At 67.7% G+C, this 15129-nt stretch carries 11 protein-coding genes and 2 riboswitches; of the genes, 6 read left to right on the top strand and 5 right to left on the bottom strand.

Annotated elements, in window-relative coordinates; translation table 11 throughout:
- Window positions 1-73: 73 nt before the first annotated feature.
- Window positions 74-165, bottom strand: a riboswitch (glycine riboswitch).
- Between the two features lie 4 nt (window positions 166-169).
- Window positions 170-268: riboswitch (glycine riboswitch) on the bottom strand.
- Between the two features lie 171 nt (window positions 269-439).
- The 5 genes from LK10_RS07920 to LK10_RS07900 all read right to left on the bottom strand — a co-directional run bounded on the left by LK10_RS07920 (window position 440) and on the right by LK10_RS07900 (window position 8049).
- Window positions 440-1186: a hypothetical protein gene (locus LK10_RS07920; RefSeq protein ID WP_043122108.1), complete on the bottom strand. Its 747-nt coding sequence runs from the start codon at window positions 1184-1186 to the stop codon at window positions 440-442.
- 271 nt (window positions 1187-1457) lie between these two features.
- Window positions 1458-3941 carry a Tex family protein gene (locus LK10_RS07915; RefSeq protein ID WP_231567687.1) on the bottom strand — a complete coding sequence of 828 codons (2484 nt, stop codon included), beginning with the start codon at window positions 3939-3941 and terminating at the stop codon, window positions 1458-1460.
- A 364-nt stretch (window positions 3942-4305) separates the two neighbouring features.
- On the bottom strand, window positions 4306-6369 hold the full coding sequence (locus LK10_RS20795) for an HNH endonuclease (RefSeq protein WP_052207090.1): 2064 nt from the start codon (window positions 6367-6369) through the stop codon (window positions 4306-4308).
- A gap of 418 nt (window positions 6370-6787) precedes the next feature.
- Window positions 6788-7675 carry a metal-dependent hydrolase gene (locus LK10_RS07905; protein WP_043122105.1) on the bottom strand — a complete coding sequence of 296 codons (888 nt, stop codon included), beginning with the start codon at window positions 7673-7675 and terminating at the stop codon, window positions 6788-6790.
- Window positions 7676-7821: 146 nt separating this feature from the next.
- Window positions 7822-8049, bottom strand: coding sequence for a hypothetical protein (locus tag LK10_RS07900; protein ID WP_043122102.1), 228 nt, complete (start codon window positions 8047-8049; stop codon window positions 7822-7824).
- 78 nt (window positions 8050-8127) lie between these two features.
- On the opposite strand from LK10_RS07900, the gene LK10_RS07895 reads away from it, so the two are divergent.
- From LK10_RS07895 to LK10_RS07870, 6 genes are all read left to right on the top strand, one after another.
- On the top strand, window positions 8128-8748 hold the full coding sequence (locus tag LK10_RS07895) for an L-threonylcarbamoyladenylate synthase (protein ID WP_043122101.1): 621 nt from the start codon (window positions 8128-8130) through the stop codon (window positions 8746-8748).
- A 117-nt stretch (window positions 8749-8865) separates the two neighbouring features.
- Window positions 8866-9642 carry a hypothetical protein gene (locus LK10_RS07890; RefSeq protein ID WP_043122099.1) on the top strand — a complete coding sequence of 259 codons (777 nt, stop codon included), beginning with the start codon at window positions 8866-8868 and terminating at the stop codon, window positions 9640-9642.
- A gap of 183 nt (window positions 9643-9825) precedes the next feature.
- Window positions 9826-11442, top strand: coding sequence for an ABC transporter ATP-binding protein (locus LK10_RS07885; protein WP_043122097.1), 1617 nt, complete (start codon window positions 9826-9828; stop codon window positions 11440-11442).
- Between the two features lie 52 nt (window positions 11443-11494).
- Entirely contained in the window at window positions 11495-13000 is a 1506-nt protein-coding gene (locus tag LK10_RS07880; RefSeq protein WP_043122094.1) for an ABC transporter substrate-binding protein, read from the top strand.
- Window positions 13001-13059: 59 nt separating this feature from the next.
- The gene (locus LK10_RS07875) at window positions 13060-14757 is read left to right on the top strand and encodes an ABC transporter permease subunit (protein WP_231567683.1); all 1698 of its coding nucleotides are present in this window, start codon (window positions 13060-13062) and stop codon (window positions 14755-14757) included.
- 150 nt (window positions 14758-14907) lie between these two features.
- Window positions 14908-15129: NADPH-dependent FMN reductase (locus LK10_RS07870; protein ID WP_043122090.1), on the top strand; the 222-nt coding region annotated here is incomplete at its 3' end.

Genomic DNA, 15129 nt, shown 5'->3' with positions numbered 1-15129 from the left:
CTGCGTGGTCCGTCACGGGGGAACTCCAATACTCTGGCCGTGCGCTGCACGGCATCGATCGCGTTCCTCCCCGCTCTGTATCGGACCTGAGAGATTCCGCCGGCCCTTCAGGCCGGCTTGCACCGTCGGTGAGTCCGCGGTCGAAACCGGGACTGCTTTCCAGAGGCGCCTTGCCGCGGCGGTACAGGTGCCTGAGAGATTCCTGGGGAGGTGTTGCTCCTACGGCGCCTGCTTGCTCATGCTCGCAGGACTCTCCCGCCGCAGATCAAAGGCTTGTTCAGTTGTGGGCATGCGGGCATGCCGCACAGACCAATTGTGCTATGCCGCCTCCCACGGAGCAAACACGCCCAGGCCCTAAGCTCCAGCCGGCCGAAAAAAAGGGTGAAGGCCACCTCCCGCAGGAGGTGGCCTTCACCCTTCTACTGAGGCGTCAGCCTCTTTACTTGCATTTTCCGAGTGACACGGTCACCCCGAGCAGGCTCGTGCCGCAGCTCTTCGACGACGAAGCAGCCGAATCCGAGGTGGTTGGCTCTGGCGAGGCGGAACTGGACGGCGACGGTGCCGGTGCGGGCGACGACGCCGCGCTTGCGGCCCGAGGCGACGTCGGGGTGCCCGTGGTGCCCGGAGCCGCGGCGGCTGGCGACCCGCCGCCCGAAGCTGCGGCGTCAGGGGCGCCGGCAGCCGCGCCAGGGGCACCGGCAGCAGCGGGGCCAGGGGCGCCGGCAGCACCGCCTGCCAGCGCGCCGTACGGTGCGCCAGCCGCCGGAGTGCCCGGCGCGGGGAGTGGGGCGGGCGGTTGGGGCATCAGGCCAGCCTGCGAAAGGGTCGGCCCGGACGACGGCGAGACGGACCTGACGATCGACGCCGGGGCGGAAACAGCACCTGACGGCGTTTCTCCTCCGGCGAGCGAGCTCGAGAACCCTGCCGGGTTGGGGCCGAGCTGCACCGTCGGTTCAGGGGCAGCCGTCGGCGCTGTGCCTTCCGGCAGCACGCCGCGCACTGCGACAGCACCTGCGGACAGTACCAGCGCTCCAAGAGTGGTCCATAGGAACGCCATAGGGATCGCGCCCGTGCCCCCGGCGCGGCGGGAACGAAGTCGCCAAACGGAGGAGACAACGAGGACGAGGCCGCAGACGAGCATGACGACGACGGGGACAGTTGCGAGAGCGAACACCACGGCAGCCACTGCAACAGCCCCCGCGAGCCAAAGGGGCGGGCGGCTCCAAGGGCTCGCTCGTCGGCGAGGCCGCCTCAGCCAAACAGGCGTTTCGGCGGCGTCCTTTCGGGGACGGTTAGGAAACGACACCGTCGCCATGCTTCCAGAGCGGGCCGAGTCTGGCCAATCGAGACGGCCCGCTCCCTGCCAGCATGCTCCCTGCCAGCGCCCACCCTGCCAGCGCCCACCCCGCCAGCTGCGCGCACCCCTTCGCGCGTGCAGTTCTCGATCGCTAAGGCGATCACTTCGCCAAACCGGCCCGCCTCAAGGCCTCCGCCAGCGCGGTGTCGGGTACGCCCTGGGCCCCCCGCCCGCCGTCGCCCGCCCGGTCGCGCCCGCGGCCGCCGTCGCGCCCGCCCTCGCCTCTACGCCCGCCGTCGCCGTTCCGCGGGCGACGCCGGTCCTCCCCTGTTCCCCGCTGCTCGCCATTCCGGTCCTCGCGGTTGCGGTCCTCGCCCGGGCGCGAGACCTCGTCGTCAAGCCGCAGCGAAAGCGAGATACGCTTCCGGGGCACGTCAACGTCGAGAACCTTGACGCGCACGACCTGCCCCGATTTCACAACCTCCCGGGGATCCGAGACGAACTTCGAGCTCATCGCTGAGACATGGACGAGGCCGTCCTGGTGAACCCCGATATCGACGAAAGCCCCGAAGGCGGCGACGTTGGAGACCGTTCCCTCGAGCACCATGCCGGGCTTGAGGTCCCCGATCGTCTCCACGCCTTCCTTGAGCGCTGCAGTCACGAACTCCGGGCGAGGATCACGCCCGGGCCGTACGAGTTCCGCCATGACGTCCTTGACGGTGGGGAGCCCGAAACGCTCGTCTGCAAACTGGGCGGGGTCGAGGGTCGCGACTGCCGATGCCGTTACCCCTGGAGCCGCCGGTCGTCCGGTCCCCGCTGCATGCCCCGCCGCTGCGAGGATACGGTGAGCCAAGCCGTAGGCCTCCGGATGAACTGCTGAGGCGTCGAGCGGCTCCCGACCCCCCGTGATGCGGAGGAAGCCTGCGCACTGCTCGAACGCCTTGGCGCCCAGCCTCGGAACCTTCTTGAGCTCAGCCCGGCTTGCGAAAGGTCCGTTAGCGTCGCGGAATTCCACGATGCTGCGGCTGAGGAGGGGGCCCACGCCTGCTACCCGAGAGAGCAGCGAGGGCGATGCGGTGTTCACGTCGACGCCCACGGCGTTGACGCAGTCCTCCACCACAGCGTCCAGAGAACGTTCGAGTTTCGCGGGCGTGAGGTCGTGCTGATACTGGCCGACCCCGATCGACTTCGGCTCGATCTTCACCAGTTCGGCGAGCGGATCCTGGAGCCTGCGCGCGATTGAAACCGCGCCGCGAAGCGAAACGTCAAGGTTGGGGAGCTCGGCCGAGGCAAGGGCTGAAGCCGAATAAACGGATGCCCCTGCCTCGGAGACGATGACCTTCGCAGGCTTCATCGCGCCGTCGTTCTTCTGGCCAGCAGCGAGAGTGCCGGGCTGCGGAAGGCGGGCCAAGAGCTCTCCGGCGAGCCTGTCGGTCTCCCGGCTCGCCGTCCCGTTTCCAACCGCCACCAGCTCGATCCGGTGTTTGAGGGCGAGCGCTTCGAGCGTCGCGAGGGATTCCTTCCACTTGTTCGCGGGCGCATGCGGGTAGATCGTGGCAGTGTCCACAACTTTCCCGGTTCGGTCGACGACGGCGACTTTGACACCCGTCCGGAGACCAGGGTCGAGGCCTAGCACGGCCCGGTTCCCTGCTGGAGCCGCGAGCAGGACGTCGCGAAGATTCGATGCGAAGACGCGAACTGCCTCTTCCTCGGCCGCTTCGAAGAGCCGTGAGCGGAGATCGGACTCAAGGCGGGGTTGAAGGCGTCCGCGCCACGCGATCCGCACAGTCTGAGCGAGCCATTTCCCGCCCGGGGTGTCGGCGCCCCCTCGAATCCCGAGCGAGCGCGAGACTGCATTTTCGTACCCGGCGCGGGCTTCGTCCAAGGCTGCCTCGTCTCGAGGATCGGCCTCAGCCACTGCCACAGTGAGAGCGCCCTCGCGTTCGCCGCGAAGGAGCGCAAGGACACGATGCCCAGGCAGGCTCTCGAGAGGCTGGACATAGTCCGCGTAGTCCGCGTACTTTCCCGCAAGCTCCGGGTTCGTGCCCTCCGCAGCCTGCACACGAACGCGTCCTCGAGTCCAGAGCCGCTCGCGCAGCTCGTGAACGAGCTCGGTATCCTGGCCAGCCCGTTCGGTGAGGATTGCCCGCGCGCCGGCGAGTGCATCTGCCGCGTTCGGAACACCCTTCTCCTCGCTCACAAACGAAGACGCCGCCTCATCTGGAAGGCGCGACGGGTCAGCGATGATCGCATCGGCAAGCGGCTCGAGGCCTGCCTCTCTCGCTATCTGTGCCTTCGTCCGGCGCTTTGACTTGTAAGGAAGGTAGAGGTCTTCGAGCTCGGCCTTCGTTGCCGCTTGAAGCACGGCCTCACGCAGCTGATCGCTGAGGGCACCCTGCTCGTGTATGGCCGAGAGCACTGCTGCCCGGCGGTCTTCAAGCTCCCGGAGGTAGCGGAGCCGCTCCTCAAGGTCACGGAGTTGCGCATCGTCGAGGGTACCGGTGACCTCCTTCCGATAACGGGCAATGAAGGGCACCGTAGCTCCTCCATCGAGAAGGCCTACGGCAGCGGTGACCTGCCAGGTCTTGACGCCGAGCTCGCGGGCGATAACGACGTTGATCTTCTCTGCAATCTCCTTGGAGATCTGCTCGGCGGTCTTCTCGGGGAAGGCGTCACGCAGTTCTACTTGCGACGAGCCTTCTTGAGAGGAGCCTTCTTGGGAGGAGCCTTCTTGGGAGGAGCCTTCTTGGGAGGAGCCTTCTTGGGAGGAAGCATTCCTATCGGGGGCCGAGGATGAGGGTCGCGGGCGTGAAGGAGCAGGGACAGCAGGCTGGGTCACAGAGACTACTTTGCCCTATGCCTCCGACAATCTGCACTCCCGCAAGATGTCTCGCACCACGCCATCAGCCAGCCACATCATCTGCACCAGCCACACCATATGCAGAGGTAAGCGGTTCTCAGAACGGCCCTCAGACTTTCAGAACCGCTCTCAGATTCTCGGAACAGCTTTAGAACGGCGGGGACTCGTTTTGAGGTTCGGAGGGTGTGGGAGCAGTCGGCAGGGCACGTTCCTGCGCCGCCGTTTCGGTCACGGCTGTTTCAGAAATGTAGGTGCGGCCTAGGGGCGACGTCCATCGGAGCAGGCTTCCTTCCTCTCGGGGATCGTGCCGGTACCTCCACGCTCCGATGGATTTGAAGGCGTGGTGTCTTCGACACAGCAGAGTGAGGTTGTCCGGATCCGTTCTCCCGCCGTCCTGCCATTCGATCGTGTGGTCCGGTTCGCACAGTTTCGCGCGTCGAGTGCATCCAGGGAACATGCATCCCCCGTCCCTGTGGGCGAGATAGCGGCGCAAGGCCTTGGGCGGACGGTATGCCGTTCGCCCGACCCCGAGTGCAGCGCCAGTGAGTGCGTCGGTGAAGAGCCTGTCCCAGTTGGGGGCGAGGGAGGCGAGACGCCTGGCCGTGGCGGCATCGATGGGTCCGTAGCCTTCCAACTGCGCCACACCTTGGGCTTGTGCCGGTCCCTCAGGCTGTGCCATCGCAGGGCGTGGGGCGTTCTGTGCCATGGTAAGGAGTGGCGCGGCGTTTGCCGCCGCAGGGAGTGGCACGCTCTGTGCCATCGAAGGGAGTGGCGCGGTCAGCTTGCGCGCGGGATCGCGCTCGTGCCCATTTGGATTGACGGCCGCTCCCATGACGCGAGCGAACGGTCCCACGAACGGATCGATCGATCCCAGCGCGACGTTGTCGATCGGCGCCGCCGGGGCGTTGTCGATCGGCCCCTGCACCGGAGTAGAGGGCCCACTCTCGACGCTCAGGGCGAGACCGATGGGGATCGTGACAACGACCTCGGGACGGAAAGACCCGGCAAACGCAGGATCGGGGACACCGAGGAGCCGGTGGATCAGGGCATCGACCCGCAGCTGGGACAGGGTGCGCTCCTCTGCTGCCGCGGCAGGGGCGTCAGGAGTCCCTTCGTCGCTGTTCCTGCCAGGGGCCCTGCGGGCAGCAGCAAGTGCGGTGCGCGCATCCGTGTCGAGGCCGTTGAATACTGCGAGGCCCACCTCAGCAGGCAGGAGTGCGGTAAGGGTGCACATGCCGTCAGGCTCTGGAGCGAACCAGATGCCCCGGTCCCGTGCTGCCGCCTTCTTTCGCGACTGGATGGTCTCAGGGTGCATCCGCTCCCGTAGGCGCCTCAGAGCTGAACGTAGTTCCGCAGGCGTCCGACGCCGCCCGCTGCGCGTCACTGCCCGCTCTAAAGCCTCCTGCCCGAACGCCTCGGCAGCCTCGGGTGGGAGCGTCCGGGCCTGGTCGAGGATGACTCTCGCATGCTGGAACGAGATCGTCCCCGTCTGGACTGCTTCTAGGACATGGCTCTGTGTTTCGGTCAGGTCAGCCGCGTCCTGCAGCAGTCTTGCTGCGGCCGCCTCGGAGACCGCGGCCGTGGTGGCCGCCTCTGCTACGGCCAGAGCATGCACCTCGTCCCCGCCGAACCGCACCGGCTGGCTGTCCCGTCGCGGGAGGCCCTCGGCGGCCAGAGCAGGCTCGAGACGGGCCAACGCCCGCAGCCGGATGCCTGTTGCCCAGCCGATCACCCGCTCCGCGCATTCGGCCACTGCTAACGCCTCCGCCGCGGAAAGGCTCTCGGTGGCCGGTAGGCCCATGGACCCCAACAGCGGCGAGTCGGGCCTGTCACCGAACACCACGATCGAGGTCCACGAGTCTGCGTCGGCCTCAGCAAGGTTGGGGTCTTCTGAGCCGGCATCGGCCTCAGCAAGGTTGGGATCTGCTGAGCCGGCATCGGCCCCAGCGAGGTTGGGATCTGCTGCCGTGCCAGACGGGGCGACCTCATGGAAGATCTCCTCACCGTGAACATCCCCGAGGAGAGGGGCGAGGAGAGAGTGGTCCGCCCAGCCGCCGGCCTCCTGCCAGCCAGCGCTCTCGGGCCAGACGTCCTCTTGCCAAGGGGTGCACGGACTGTCCGCGTCAGCCGTCCCGCCCGCGGAGTTGACAGTGCTGCCCTTCGCCCCGTTTTCAGCCGCAATGGCTTCAGAAGCGTGCTGTTCCGCGCTCATCCTCTTCACCTCCTGATCGTCCGAGAACCCGTTCCGTAGAGCTAATCCGAGCCTACGAATGGGGACCGACAAAATAAGGGAATGCTCAAAGCCCCAGAAGATCCGGAAGGCCGATGCCAGAGAAGATCCTGAAGGCCGGACGACATCAAGGGGCAGGAGCGACCCGGCCGGCCGGAACGAGCCGGGGTATGCCGGGGTGTAGGCGCGGAACAACCGGAGGGCGCTCGAAACGACCTCTCGGGCGGAACGAGCCGGGGTAAAGGGGCGGAACAACCCAGGGCGCTCAGAACGCCGCAAAGGGAAGGCGGCGGTTCAAGCGGAAGGTGCGGAAAGGCTCAAGGGCTCCAAACTCCAAACTCCAAGCGCCAAGCTCCAAAGCCAGAGAAGAGGCAAGAGCCGGAGCGGCTACCCGGCGTCGTCAGCGTGCCCCCCAAGCGGCGGCTACGGCCGCTGCACCCGCTTGTCCGAGCGCCCACACGGCGCCGCCTACGCCGGCTACTGCATAACAGCCCACAGGAATGAGCATGAGCCACTCCCTCCATGAGCCAGCGTCACCGAGAACGGGAAACGAGACATGGCCTCCAGGGCGCCACATCCACGCCAGCAAGGGAATTCGGGAGAAGCGCCGGGGGCGGCGAAACGCAATCGGCCAGAGGAGGTTGCACCCTCCGGTCGTGAGCATGTCCCCCGCGATATGCACCGAGCATCCCAGAGCGACGGCGAGGGGGAACCAGTCCTGCTCGTGGGGCGCGAAGACAGCAATGAACGCGGCTAGGGGTACCGCGACGAGCCAAGGAATGCGGCGCACTCCCTCGGGGAAGACGCCCAAGACCTTCGCCGCGAATGCGACGAGCAGGAGCGAGACGAGGCCCGCCCCCACATGGAGCGTCCCGATGTGAAGGGTGCCGATGTGAAGCGTCCCCAGCATGGGCACAACCGCCGTCCACCGTCCCGCAGCCCAGGCTATCGCCGTGAACACGGCTATTCCGAGCAGGGAGTGCGTTCCGTTGCGGTGGCCGCCTGCGACAGCGCCGATCCCTTCGCATGCAAATCGCGAGACGGGCGGAAGGGAGTGGGCGATCGTCGCTCTCGGATGATCAGCATCAGGGAGGAGAGCGGCGCCAGCCGTCACGAGGGCGCCCGCGACGACGCCGAGCGGCGAAGCGTGCAGGAGAGGCGAACCGAGGTCGAGGCTCGCCGGGCCCCAGCCGAGGACCGCCGTAAGCGGTGCGAGATCGAGGTGGACTTGGGTCGTGACAGCGACCCAGGCTGCGGCGCCGCACGCGGCGTGGTGAGGGCCCATCATCCGGCCGAATCCTCCTCTGACCTGCGGATACGCGCCGAATGCGCCCTACTACCCTACAGGCACGGGCCCCTACTGCCCGAGGGTGCGTCGCTGAGGGCTAAGCGAGGCCGAAGCCAGCCCGGCCCGGAAGCCAGGCGGGGCGGAATCTAGGCGAGGCAGTCAGCGCAGGCACCGGCATCGATGTCCGCGTCTCGGAGGACGGCGCCGCAATCACGGCATTCGGCATGCGCGGCTAGATCGGCGCAGTCCGCGCAGCGAACCTCGTCGGATTCGGCAAGCCCCGCTCCGCAGTCCTGGCAGACGTCCTCGGCCTGAACCGCATGCGGGCTGGCCAGTGGATGGAGTTCGAGTTCTTCAACAACAAGTGCGCTCATACTTCGAGGCTAGGTTTTCCGTCCGACAAAATAAGGACGCGGCCTCGGCGTGCCGGGAATCCGCGTAGGCTTACGAGGATGGCGCGCTACTTCGACGTCCACCCGGTGGACCCTCAGCCCCGCCTGATCGGTCAGATCGTACGGATCCTGCAAGACGGAGGGCTCGTCGCCTACCCGACCGATTCGTGCTACGCCCTAGGGGCCCAGATGGGCAACCGGCAAGCCCTCGACCGAATCCGGCAGATCCGGCGGCTCGATGACAAGCACCATTTCACCCTCGTCTGCCGCGACTTCGCCCAGCTCGGCCAGCTCGTGAACATCGACAACGATGTGTTCCGGGCCATTAAAGGCGTCACGCCCGGCCCGTACACGTTCATCCTCCCCGCGACGCGGGAGGTCCCCCGCCGCATGCTGCACCCGAAGAAGAAGACGGTGGGCGTGCGCATCCCCGACAACAATGTTGTCCGCGCGCTGGTAGCGGAGCTCGGCGAGCCCATCCTTTCGTCCACCCTGCTTCTGCCGGGGGACGAGGACCCGCTCATCGATGGCTGGGACATCAAGGACCGGCTCGACAACGTCCTCGACGCGGTCGTCGATGCTGGCGACTGCGGCACCGAGCCGACGACGGTGATCGACTTCTCCGGTGGCTACGCAGAAGTGGCGCGCCAAGGAGCTGGAGACGCATCCCGCTTCGAGTGACTCGTCACGAGCTGGATCCCGCCAGAACCCAAGCCCGGGCAGCAATCAGGCCCGCCAGACTCACGGGCCCCTGCAGTGCGCGTGAGCCTAGAATAGAAGGGCGAGAGGAGGGCCTCCGTGGCACGGTTCCACTACCGCAATCCCAAGAGCTCGCGACGCTTCCCGGCGATTCCCTCGGAGCGCACGGCACCCCCGGCGACAGCACCGCCACGAGCCCCGGCGGCAGCACCGGCACCAGCGCCAGCATCGGCGCCAGCATCGGCGCCGTCGTTCGTCGCGCGCGCCGTGCGCCGCCGCCCACAGCAGCCGTCCCGCGCCCGCCGCAACGGGCTCGGTCTTGTCTCCCCGCAGACGACCGACCGGTGGCGCGAACTCCTCGCGCCTGACGGCACTCCGCCTGCCCTCCCCTACCAGATTGAGTATGTGCGCGCTGCCGTCCGGCAGGAGACGGGCGTTCGGCCCAGCCTGCGGGGCCTCACTGTGGGTCAGGCCGAACGCATTCTCGCCGCGCTCAACATCGATCCGCGCCCGCTCTGGCGCGGCGGGAGGGACAGCTGGGCCCTCAACGTGCTCGCGATCTGCGGCAAATGGCTCGCGTTTGCGCTCCTCTTCATCGTGATCTTCTCCCTCGGCCGCGCCGACGGAGCCCCGCTCGTACTGCTCATCCTCATGGGCTTCGGACTCTCCGCAGCGAGGCGACAGCGCCGGCAGAGCTACGAGAACCGGCACTATCGCCGTGCGCGCCAGGAGAGGCCCACAACCTTCGACGCAGACGACGGCGGCCCCCGCCGAAGCATCCCAGAGCAGCCACATGCGGGGTTTGCGAACGAGGACAAAGGCAGCCCGTACGACGTCGAGACCTACCTCAAGCGGCTCGGCCAGGACGGGCGCTAGGCTGCCTCGCCGCGAGACGCCCTCCGACTCAACCTATCCACCGAGGCCCTCCCCTCATCGTCCACTGAGGCGCTCCACTGAGGCCGTCCACTGAGGCGCTCCACTGAGGCCGGCCACTGAAGCACCAGCACCTCGCTTTCTATTGCTAATGTTTCTCGTTAGCAATAGAAAGCGAGGAAGCCCGTGGCAGCTCTGGACGTCGACGATCTCCGAATTTCCCTGCAGGGAAGGGTTCTCGTCGATGGCGTCTCCTTCACGATCCGCGACGGACGGCGCACGTGTCTCCTCGGGGCCTCGGGGTCGGGGAAGTCGCTTATCGCACGCGCCATCGTCGGTCAGCTACCGGCGGGGGCCGTGGCAACAGGGAGCATCAAGGTCCACGGAGTCGAGGTCCTCGGAGTCCCGACCGCGAAGCGGCTGCCAGTCGCGCGGCCCGCAATGGTGTTCCAAGACTCGGCAGTGGCCCTCAACCCGCTTGTCCGCGTTCGGGAGCAGCTCGCCCACCCCCTGCGCCGGCACCGAAGCCTCGCGCGCGCGGAGGCGCACCGCGCGGCAGCCGAACTCGGCGAGCGCGTGGGCCTCCCCGCGCATCTCCTCGAGGCGTTTCCGCAAGAACTCTCCGGCGGCCAGCGACAGCGGGCCTGCATCGCACTCGCCCTCGCGTGCGAGGCGCGGCTCCTCGTTGCGGACGAGCCTACGACGGCGCTCGACGTCGTTACCCAGGCGCACGTCCTCGACGTGCTCGCGTCGGAGACCGCAGCCGCGGAAAGACTCTCGGTGCTCTTCATCACCCACGACTTCGCAGTCGCGGCCGCAATGTGCACCGATGCGATCATCCTCGACAATGGGCATGTCGTGGAAAGCGGGCCACTCCGCGAGATCTTCCGGCGCCCTCAGAATGGGTCCACGCAAGCCCTTGTGAGGGCAGCGCGAACAGCATCGCTCGAGAGCGCTCGTCGCCCAGGACCGCCGGACGTTGCCAGCAAGCCCACCGAGACAACCGCCGCCTTCTTCGATGTCGCGGGTCTCAGCAAGTCCTTCCCCCCGAGATTCCGTAAGGCACGCGTTCAAAGCGCGGACGAACCCGCTCTCGAACGCGTCGGCCTTCACCCGACGGATCTCGCCATCGCTCGCTCTGAGCGCGTGGGCATCGTCGGCGTCTCCGGTTCAGGCAAGACGACCCTTCTCAGGATCATGCTGGGGCTCGAGCACTCTGACAGCGGCAGGGTGCGGTGCGACGAGCAGACGATCCGTCCGGCGAACTCCGGTGAGCTCCGCTGGTACCGGCGGCGAGTCCAGTACGTCCCACAGGACCCGGCGAACACCCTCGATCCCCGCATGGAAGTACGGGATCTGGTTGCTGAGCCCCTCGAGAGCCTCGGGTACGACGGCGACCGCGAGGCGGCCGTCGTCGACGCCCTGGAATGCGTGGGACTCAACCGAAGCCACCTCGCCCGGCGGCGGAACGAACTCTCGGGGGGCCAGGCCCAACGCGTCGCGATCGCCCGCGCCATCGTGGTGCGCCCCGATTTCCTCCTCGCCGACGAACCCGTGAGCGGATTGGACCTCCCGACCCGCGAGCGCGTCGTCGGCCTCCTCACCCGCCTCGCCGACGAGCGAGGCATGGGCCTGCTCATCGTGTCGCATGACCTTTCCGTCGTCGCGAGCCTGTGCCACCGGACGCTCGTCCTGCATGACGGGCGTGTCATCGAGGATCGACGAACGCTCGACCTCCTCCGCAACCCCCGCCACGCCCGAACGCGGGAGCTGCTCGCCGCAATCCCGCCGCTGCCCTTCTAAACCTCACCTCGCACCTAAGCCACACCCTTGCACCGAGAAAGGACCAACAACCATGAAGATCGCCCATGCCCTGCGCGCTGGGGGCACCTCGCTCGCCCTTGCGGCGGCAATGTCAGGATGCTCGCCGAGCACCTCGAGCACGACAGACAACGGCGGCCGCATCCGCCTCGCGATGCTGCAGCCTCCGCGCTCGGGGCTCACGCCCTTCAGTGACGACGCGTTCAAGCTCTCCCGCTGGGCAACAGCTGAGACCCTCGTGACGCTCGATGAGAACGGCGAGGCGCTCCCGCACCTCGCGGCCGAATGGAAGCGTGTGGGCGATAAAGCGTGGGAGTTCATCCTGCGCGAAGATGTCGAGTTCCATGACGGGACCAAGCTGACGGCAGCCGCTGTCGCCAACACACTCGTCCGTGCAACCAAGGCCGCACCGAAGCCCCGGATCCTAGACGGCGTCCAGCTGACCGCCGAAGCTGAGGGCGAGCATAGAGTGCGCATCGCGACTGCGGCGGTCGACCCGCTCCTCCCCCAGCGCCTCTCGAGCCCTCAGCTTGCGATCCTCGCCGAGAGCGCCTACCGCGCCGACGGCACGGTAAGCCCTGTCGGCACTGGCTCCGGGCCATTCAAGCTCGTCGCGGTCAACGGCACCTCTACCGCGACGCTCGACCGTTTCGACCGCTACTGGGGAAAGCGCTCGACGGCGGCTGGCATCGACGTCTCGTTCGTCCCCGACGGCACCGCGCGCGGCGCGGCCCTGCGCACCGATTCGGCCGACGTGGTCGAGGCCATCCCCGTCTCCCAAGCACCTCTCCTGGACAGCAAGCTCATCCACGAGGTCCCGATGCCTCGAACCAATACGCTCTACCTCAACAATGCGACGGGGCCATTCTCCGACCCGGGCCTTCGAGCCGCGGCACGGAAGGCGCTCAATCCCGGAGACATCGTCAAGAGTGTGTACGAGGGTCGGGCCGACGTCGCGGCCGGTCTCCTTGGGCCAGCCCTCCCATGGGCAGCCGCCCTGCGCGCAAGCAGCCAATCGATTTCAGAGCCGGGTTCCCCCGCCGGGGCCAAGATCCGGCTCGGAACCTTCTCGGACAGGGCGGAGCTCCCCGAGGTCGCAGTGCTCGTCGAACAGCAGCTCGAGGCGGCTGGCTTCGTCGTGGAGCAGGTTGTCCGCGAATACGCGCACTTCGAGAAGGACATGCTCGCGGGAGCGTTCGACGCCGTCATCCTGTCCCGAGCCACCGTCCTCGACTCTGGAGACCCCGTCGCCTACATGTTCAGCGACTTCTCCTGCAAGGGCTCGTTCAACATTGCCCACGTCTGCGACCAAGAGATCGACAGGGCGCTCGAGAAGGCCTCGTCCACTGAGCCCGGGCCTGAGCGGAGGGCTGCAGTCATGGCCGCCGAAGCAGAGATCCTCAAGCGCGATGTGGCAATCCCAATGCTGCACGAGCGTGTGATCCAAGGCGAGGCGACGGGCGTCTCCGGCGTCGCGCGCGACCCGCGGGAACGGGCCCTCATCATGGCCCAGAGCTCAGCATCGCGCGGGGCCCACTGAGCATGAGGAAGTCGCGACGACCGGGGATCGTGCCTCCAATTCCAACCGTCTCGAGATGCGTGACGATCGCGTTCGTCGTGTTCCTGCTCGGCATCCTGCCGTGGCTCTCTTCGCGCGACCCCGCGCTCGCGATCCTGCGAGCGCGTTCCGCGGAGCAGGAGGCGACTCCGGAAGCACTCGGCGCTATCCGGCAGGAACTCGGTCTCGACGCGGGACCGTTTGCCGTGTTCGTCGGTTGGTTCGGGCGGGTGCTGACCGGCGACTGGGGTGTCTCTTGGGTCAGCGGTCGTCCGGTGCTGCCCGGCATGGTCCATGCAATGCTCGTCTCGCTCAGTCTCATGGCCGCGGCGTTCGGGGTGGCCCTTGTGGTCGCGGTCGCACTCAACGTGGCGACCCTGCGCCGTGGACTCAACGGGCAGGCCGCGAGGACGTCCGGGGCGATGGCCGCGACACTCACCTCTTTGCCCGAGTTCCTGCTCTCGGCCCTCCTGCTCGTTGTGGGAGCGGTATGGCTCCGCTGGTTCCCGCCGTATGGGTGGTCTGGCGCGTCGTCGGCGGTCCTGCCCGCTCTGGCCCTCGGCGTTCCTGCCGGGGGCCTGCTCGGGAGACTCGTCTCCGACTCCTTGGCAAGCGCACTGAGCGAACAATGGGTCGCGACATGGATCGTCTCCGGCTATTCGCGGCGGACCATTGCCCTCAACGCACTCCGGCGCAGCCTGCCCTCAGTCCTTCCTCAGCTCGCGCTCGTGCTCGTAGGACTCGTCGGCGGGGCCATCGCCGTCGAGCGCGTCTTTGCGATCCCCGGCATCGGACGTGCAACGCTCGGGGGCGTTGCGGCTCAGGACGTCCCAACCATCCAGGCCGGGGTCATGCTGCTCATGGTGCTTTCGACGGTGCTCGGGGCCGCCGCCGGCGTCCTCAGGCACGTGCTGCTCGGCCCGGCGATGCGGGCGGCGGCCGTGCCGGTGGCCGCGCCCACCAGCGCCACCACCCGACGCGCCTGGCTTGTCCCCGCCGCCTCCCTCCTCGCCCTGGCCGGCCTCATCGTCGCAGGGCTGCCGAGGGACGCATACTCGTCCGCGCACGCGAGGCTCGCGCCGCCGTCGGGAGCCATCCCGTTCCGAGCTGACGCGAGCGGCCGGGATCTGCTGGCCCGTGTCGCGCACGGCGCGCTTACGACCATCGGAACCGCCACCCTCGTCACCGCGGTCTGCCTCGCTGCAGGGCTCGTCATCGGACTATGCGGTCCCGCCGCTCGCGGACCGATCGAGGTCGCCAAGGCGGTCCCTCCCGTGATTGCGGGTCTCGTCGTCGTCGCCCTCATGGGGGCCTCAGGCGCGGGTGCCGCCATCGCGGTGGGCGCCGTCGGATGGGCGCCGCTCGCAGCTCACACGGCAGCGCTCATCTCCGAAGCGAGAGCGCAAGCACATGTGGAGATCGCGCCTGTGCTCGGCACGGGCCGAGTCCGCACCATGCTCAAGCACATCCTGCCTGCGGTCGTGGGGCCGATCGTCCGGCACGCCGCACTCCGGCTGCCGGGCACGGCGCTCGCGCTCGCGGCGCTCGGCTTCCTGGGAATGGGCCCACAGCCGCCACATCCGGACTGGGGCCTCGTGCTCGCCGAGGGCATGGCGTACGTCGAGCGAGCCCCAGCCGCAGTCCTAGGGCCTGTAGGTGCGCTGGTGCTGCTCTCCGTCTCGGCTGTCTCGCTCTCGGGCATGTCGGCGGGCTTGCGCAGGCGGACCGAGGCCGTGTGAGGCGATTCGACGAGTATCAGTCCAAGCCTCGCGCCCACGGCGTCCTCGTGCTGGACTGAGGCGGGTGGTGCGGGGCACAGTCCCGTACCACCCGCCCTACCGAACCGGACGAGGACGGTCTCGCGCCGTCCGGGAAGGATCAACAAGCCCATGGCCACGTACAAGATCGGCTACCTCATAGGGAGCCTCGCCTCCGGGTCCATCAACCGCACCCTTTCGAAAGCACTCATCCGTCTTGCCCCGGATGGGCTCGAATTCACGGAGATCCCTATCGGCAACCTGCCGCTCTACAGTTCCGACTACGACGCCGACTACCCGCCTGAAGGACGCTCCTTCAAGGAGGCGATCGAGAACTCGGACGGGATCCTAATC

The organism is Sinomonas humi, assembly GCF_000802235.1.
Lineage (GTDB): Bacteria > Actinomycetota > Actinomycetes > Actinomycetales > Micrococcaceae > Sinomonas > Sinomonas humi.
Note: the sequence above shows the minus strand (reverse complement) of the source record. Positions and strands in the feature narration are given on the sequence as shown.

Coding starts and splice junctions, on each gene's coding strand:
- LK10_RS20795 (WP_052207090.1), bottom strand. CDS start 6,369: ATGAGCGCGGAACAGCACGCTTCTGAAGCCATTGCGGCTGAAAACGGG.
- LK10_RS07905 (WP_043122105.1), bottom strand. CDS start 7,675: ATGATGGGCCCTCACCACGCCGCGTGCGGCGCCGCAGCCTGGGTCGCT.
- LK10_RS07900 (WP_043122102.1), bottom strand. CDS start 8,049: ATGAGCGCACTTGTTGTTGAAGAACTCGAACTCCATCCACTGGCCAGC.
- LK10_RS07895 (WP_043122101.1), top strand. CDS start 8,128: ATGGCGCGCTACTTCGACGTCCACCCGGTGGACCCTCAGCCCCGCCTG.
- LK10_RS07880 (WP_043122094.1), top strand. CDS start 11,495: ATGAAGATCGCCCATGCCCTGCGCGCTGGGGGCACCTCGCTCGCCCTT.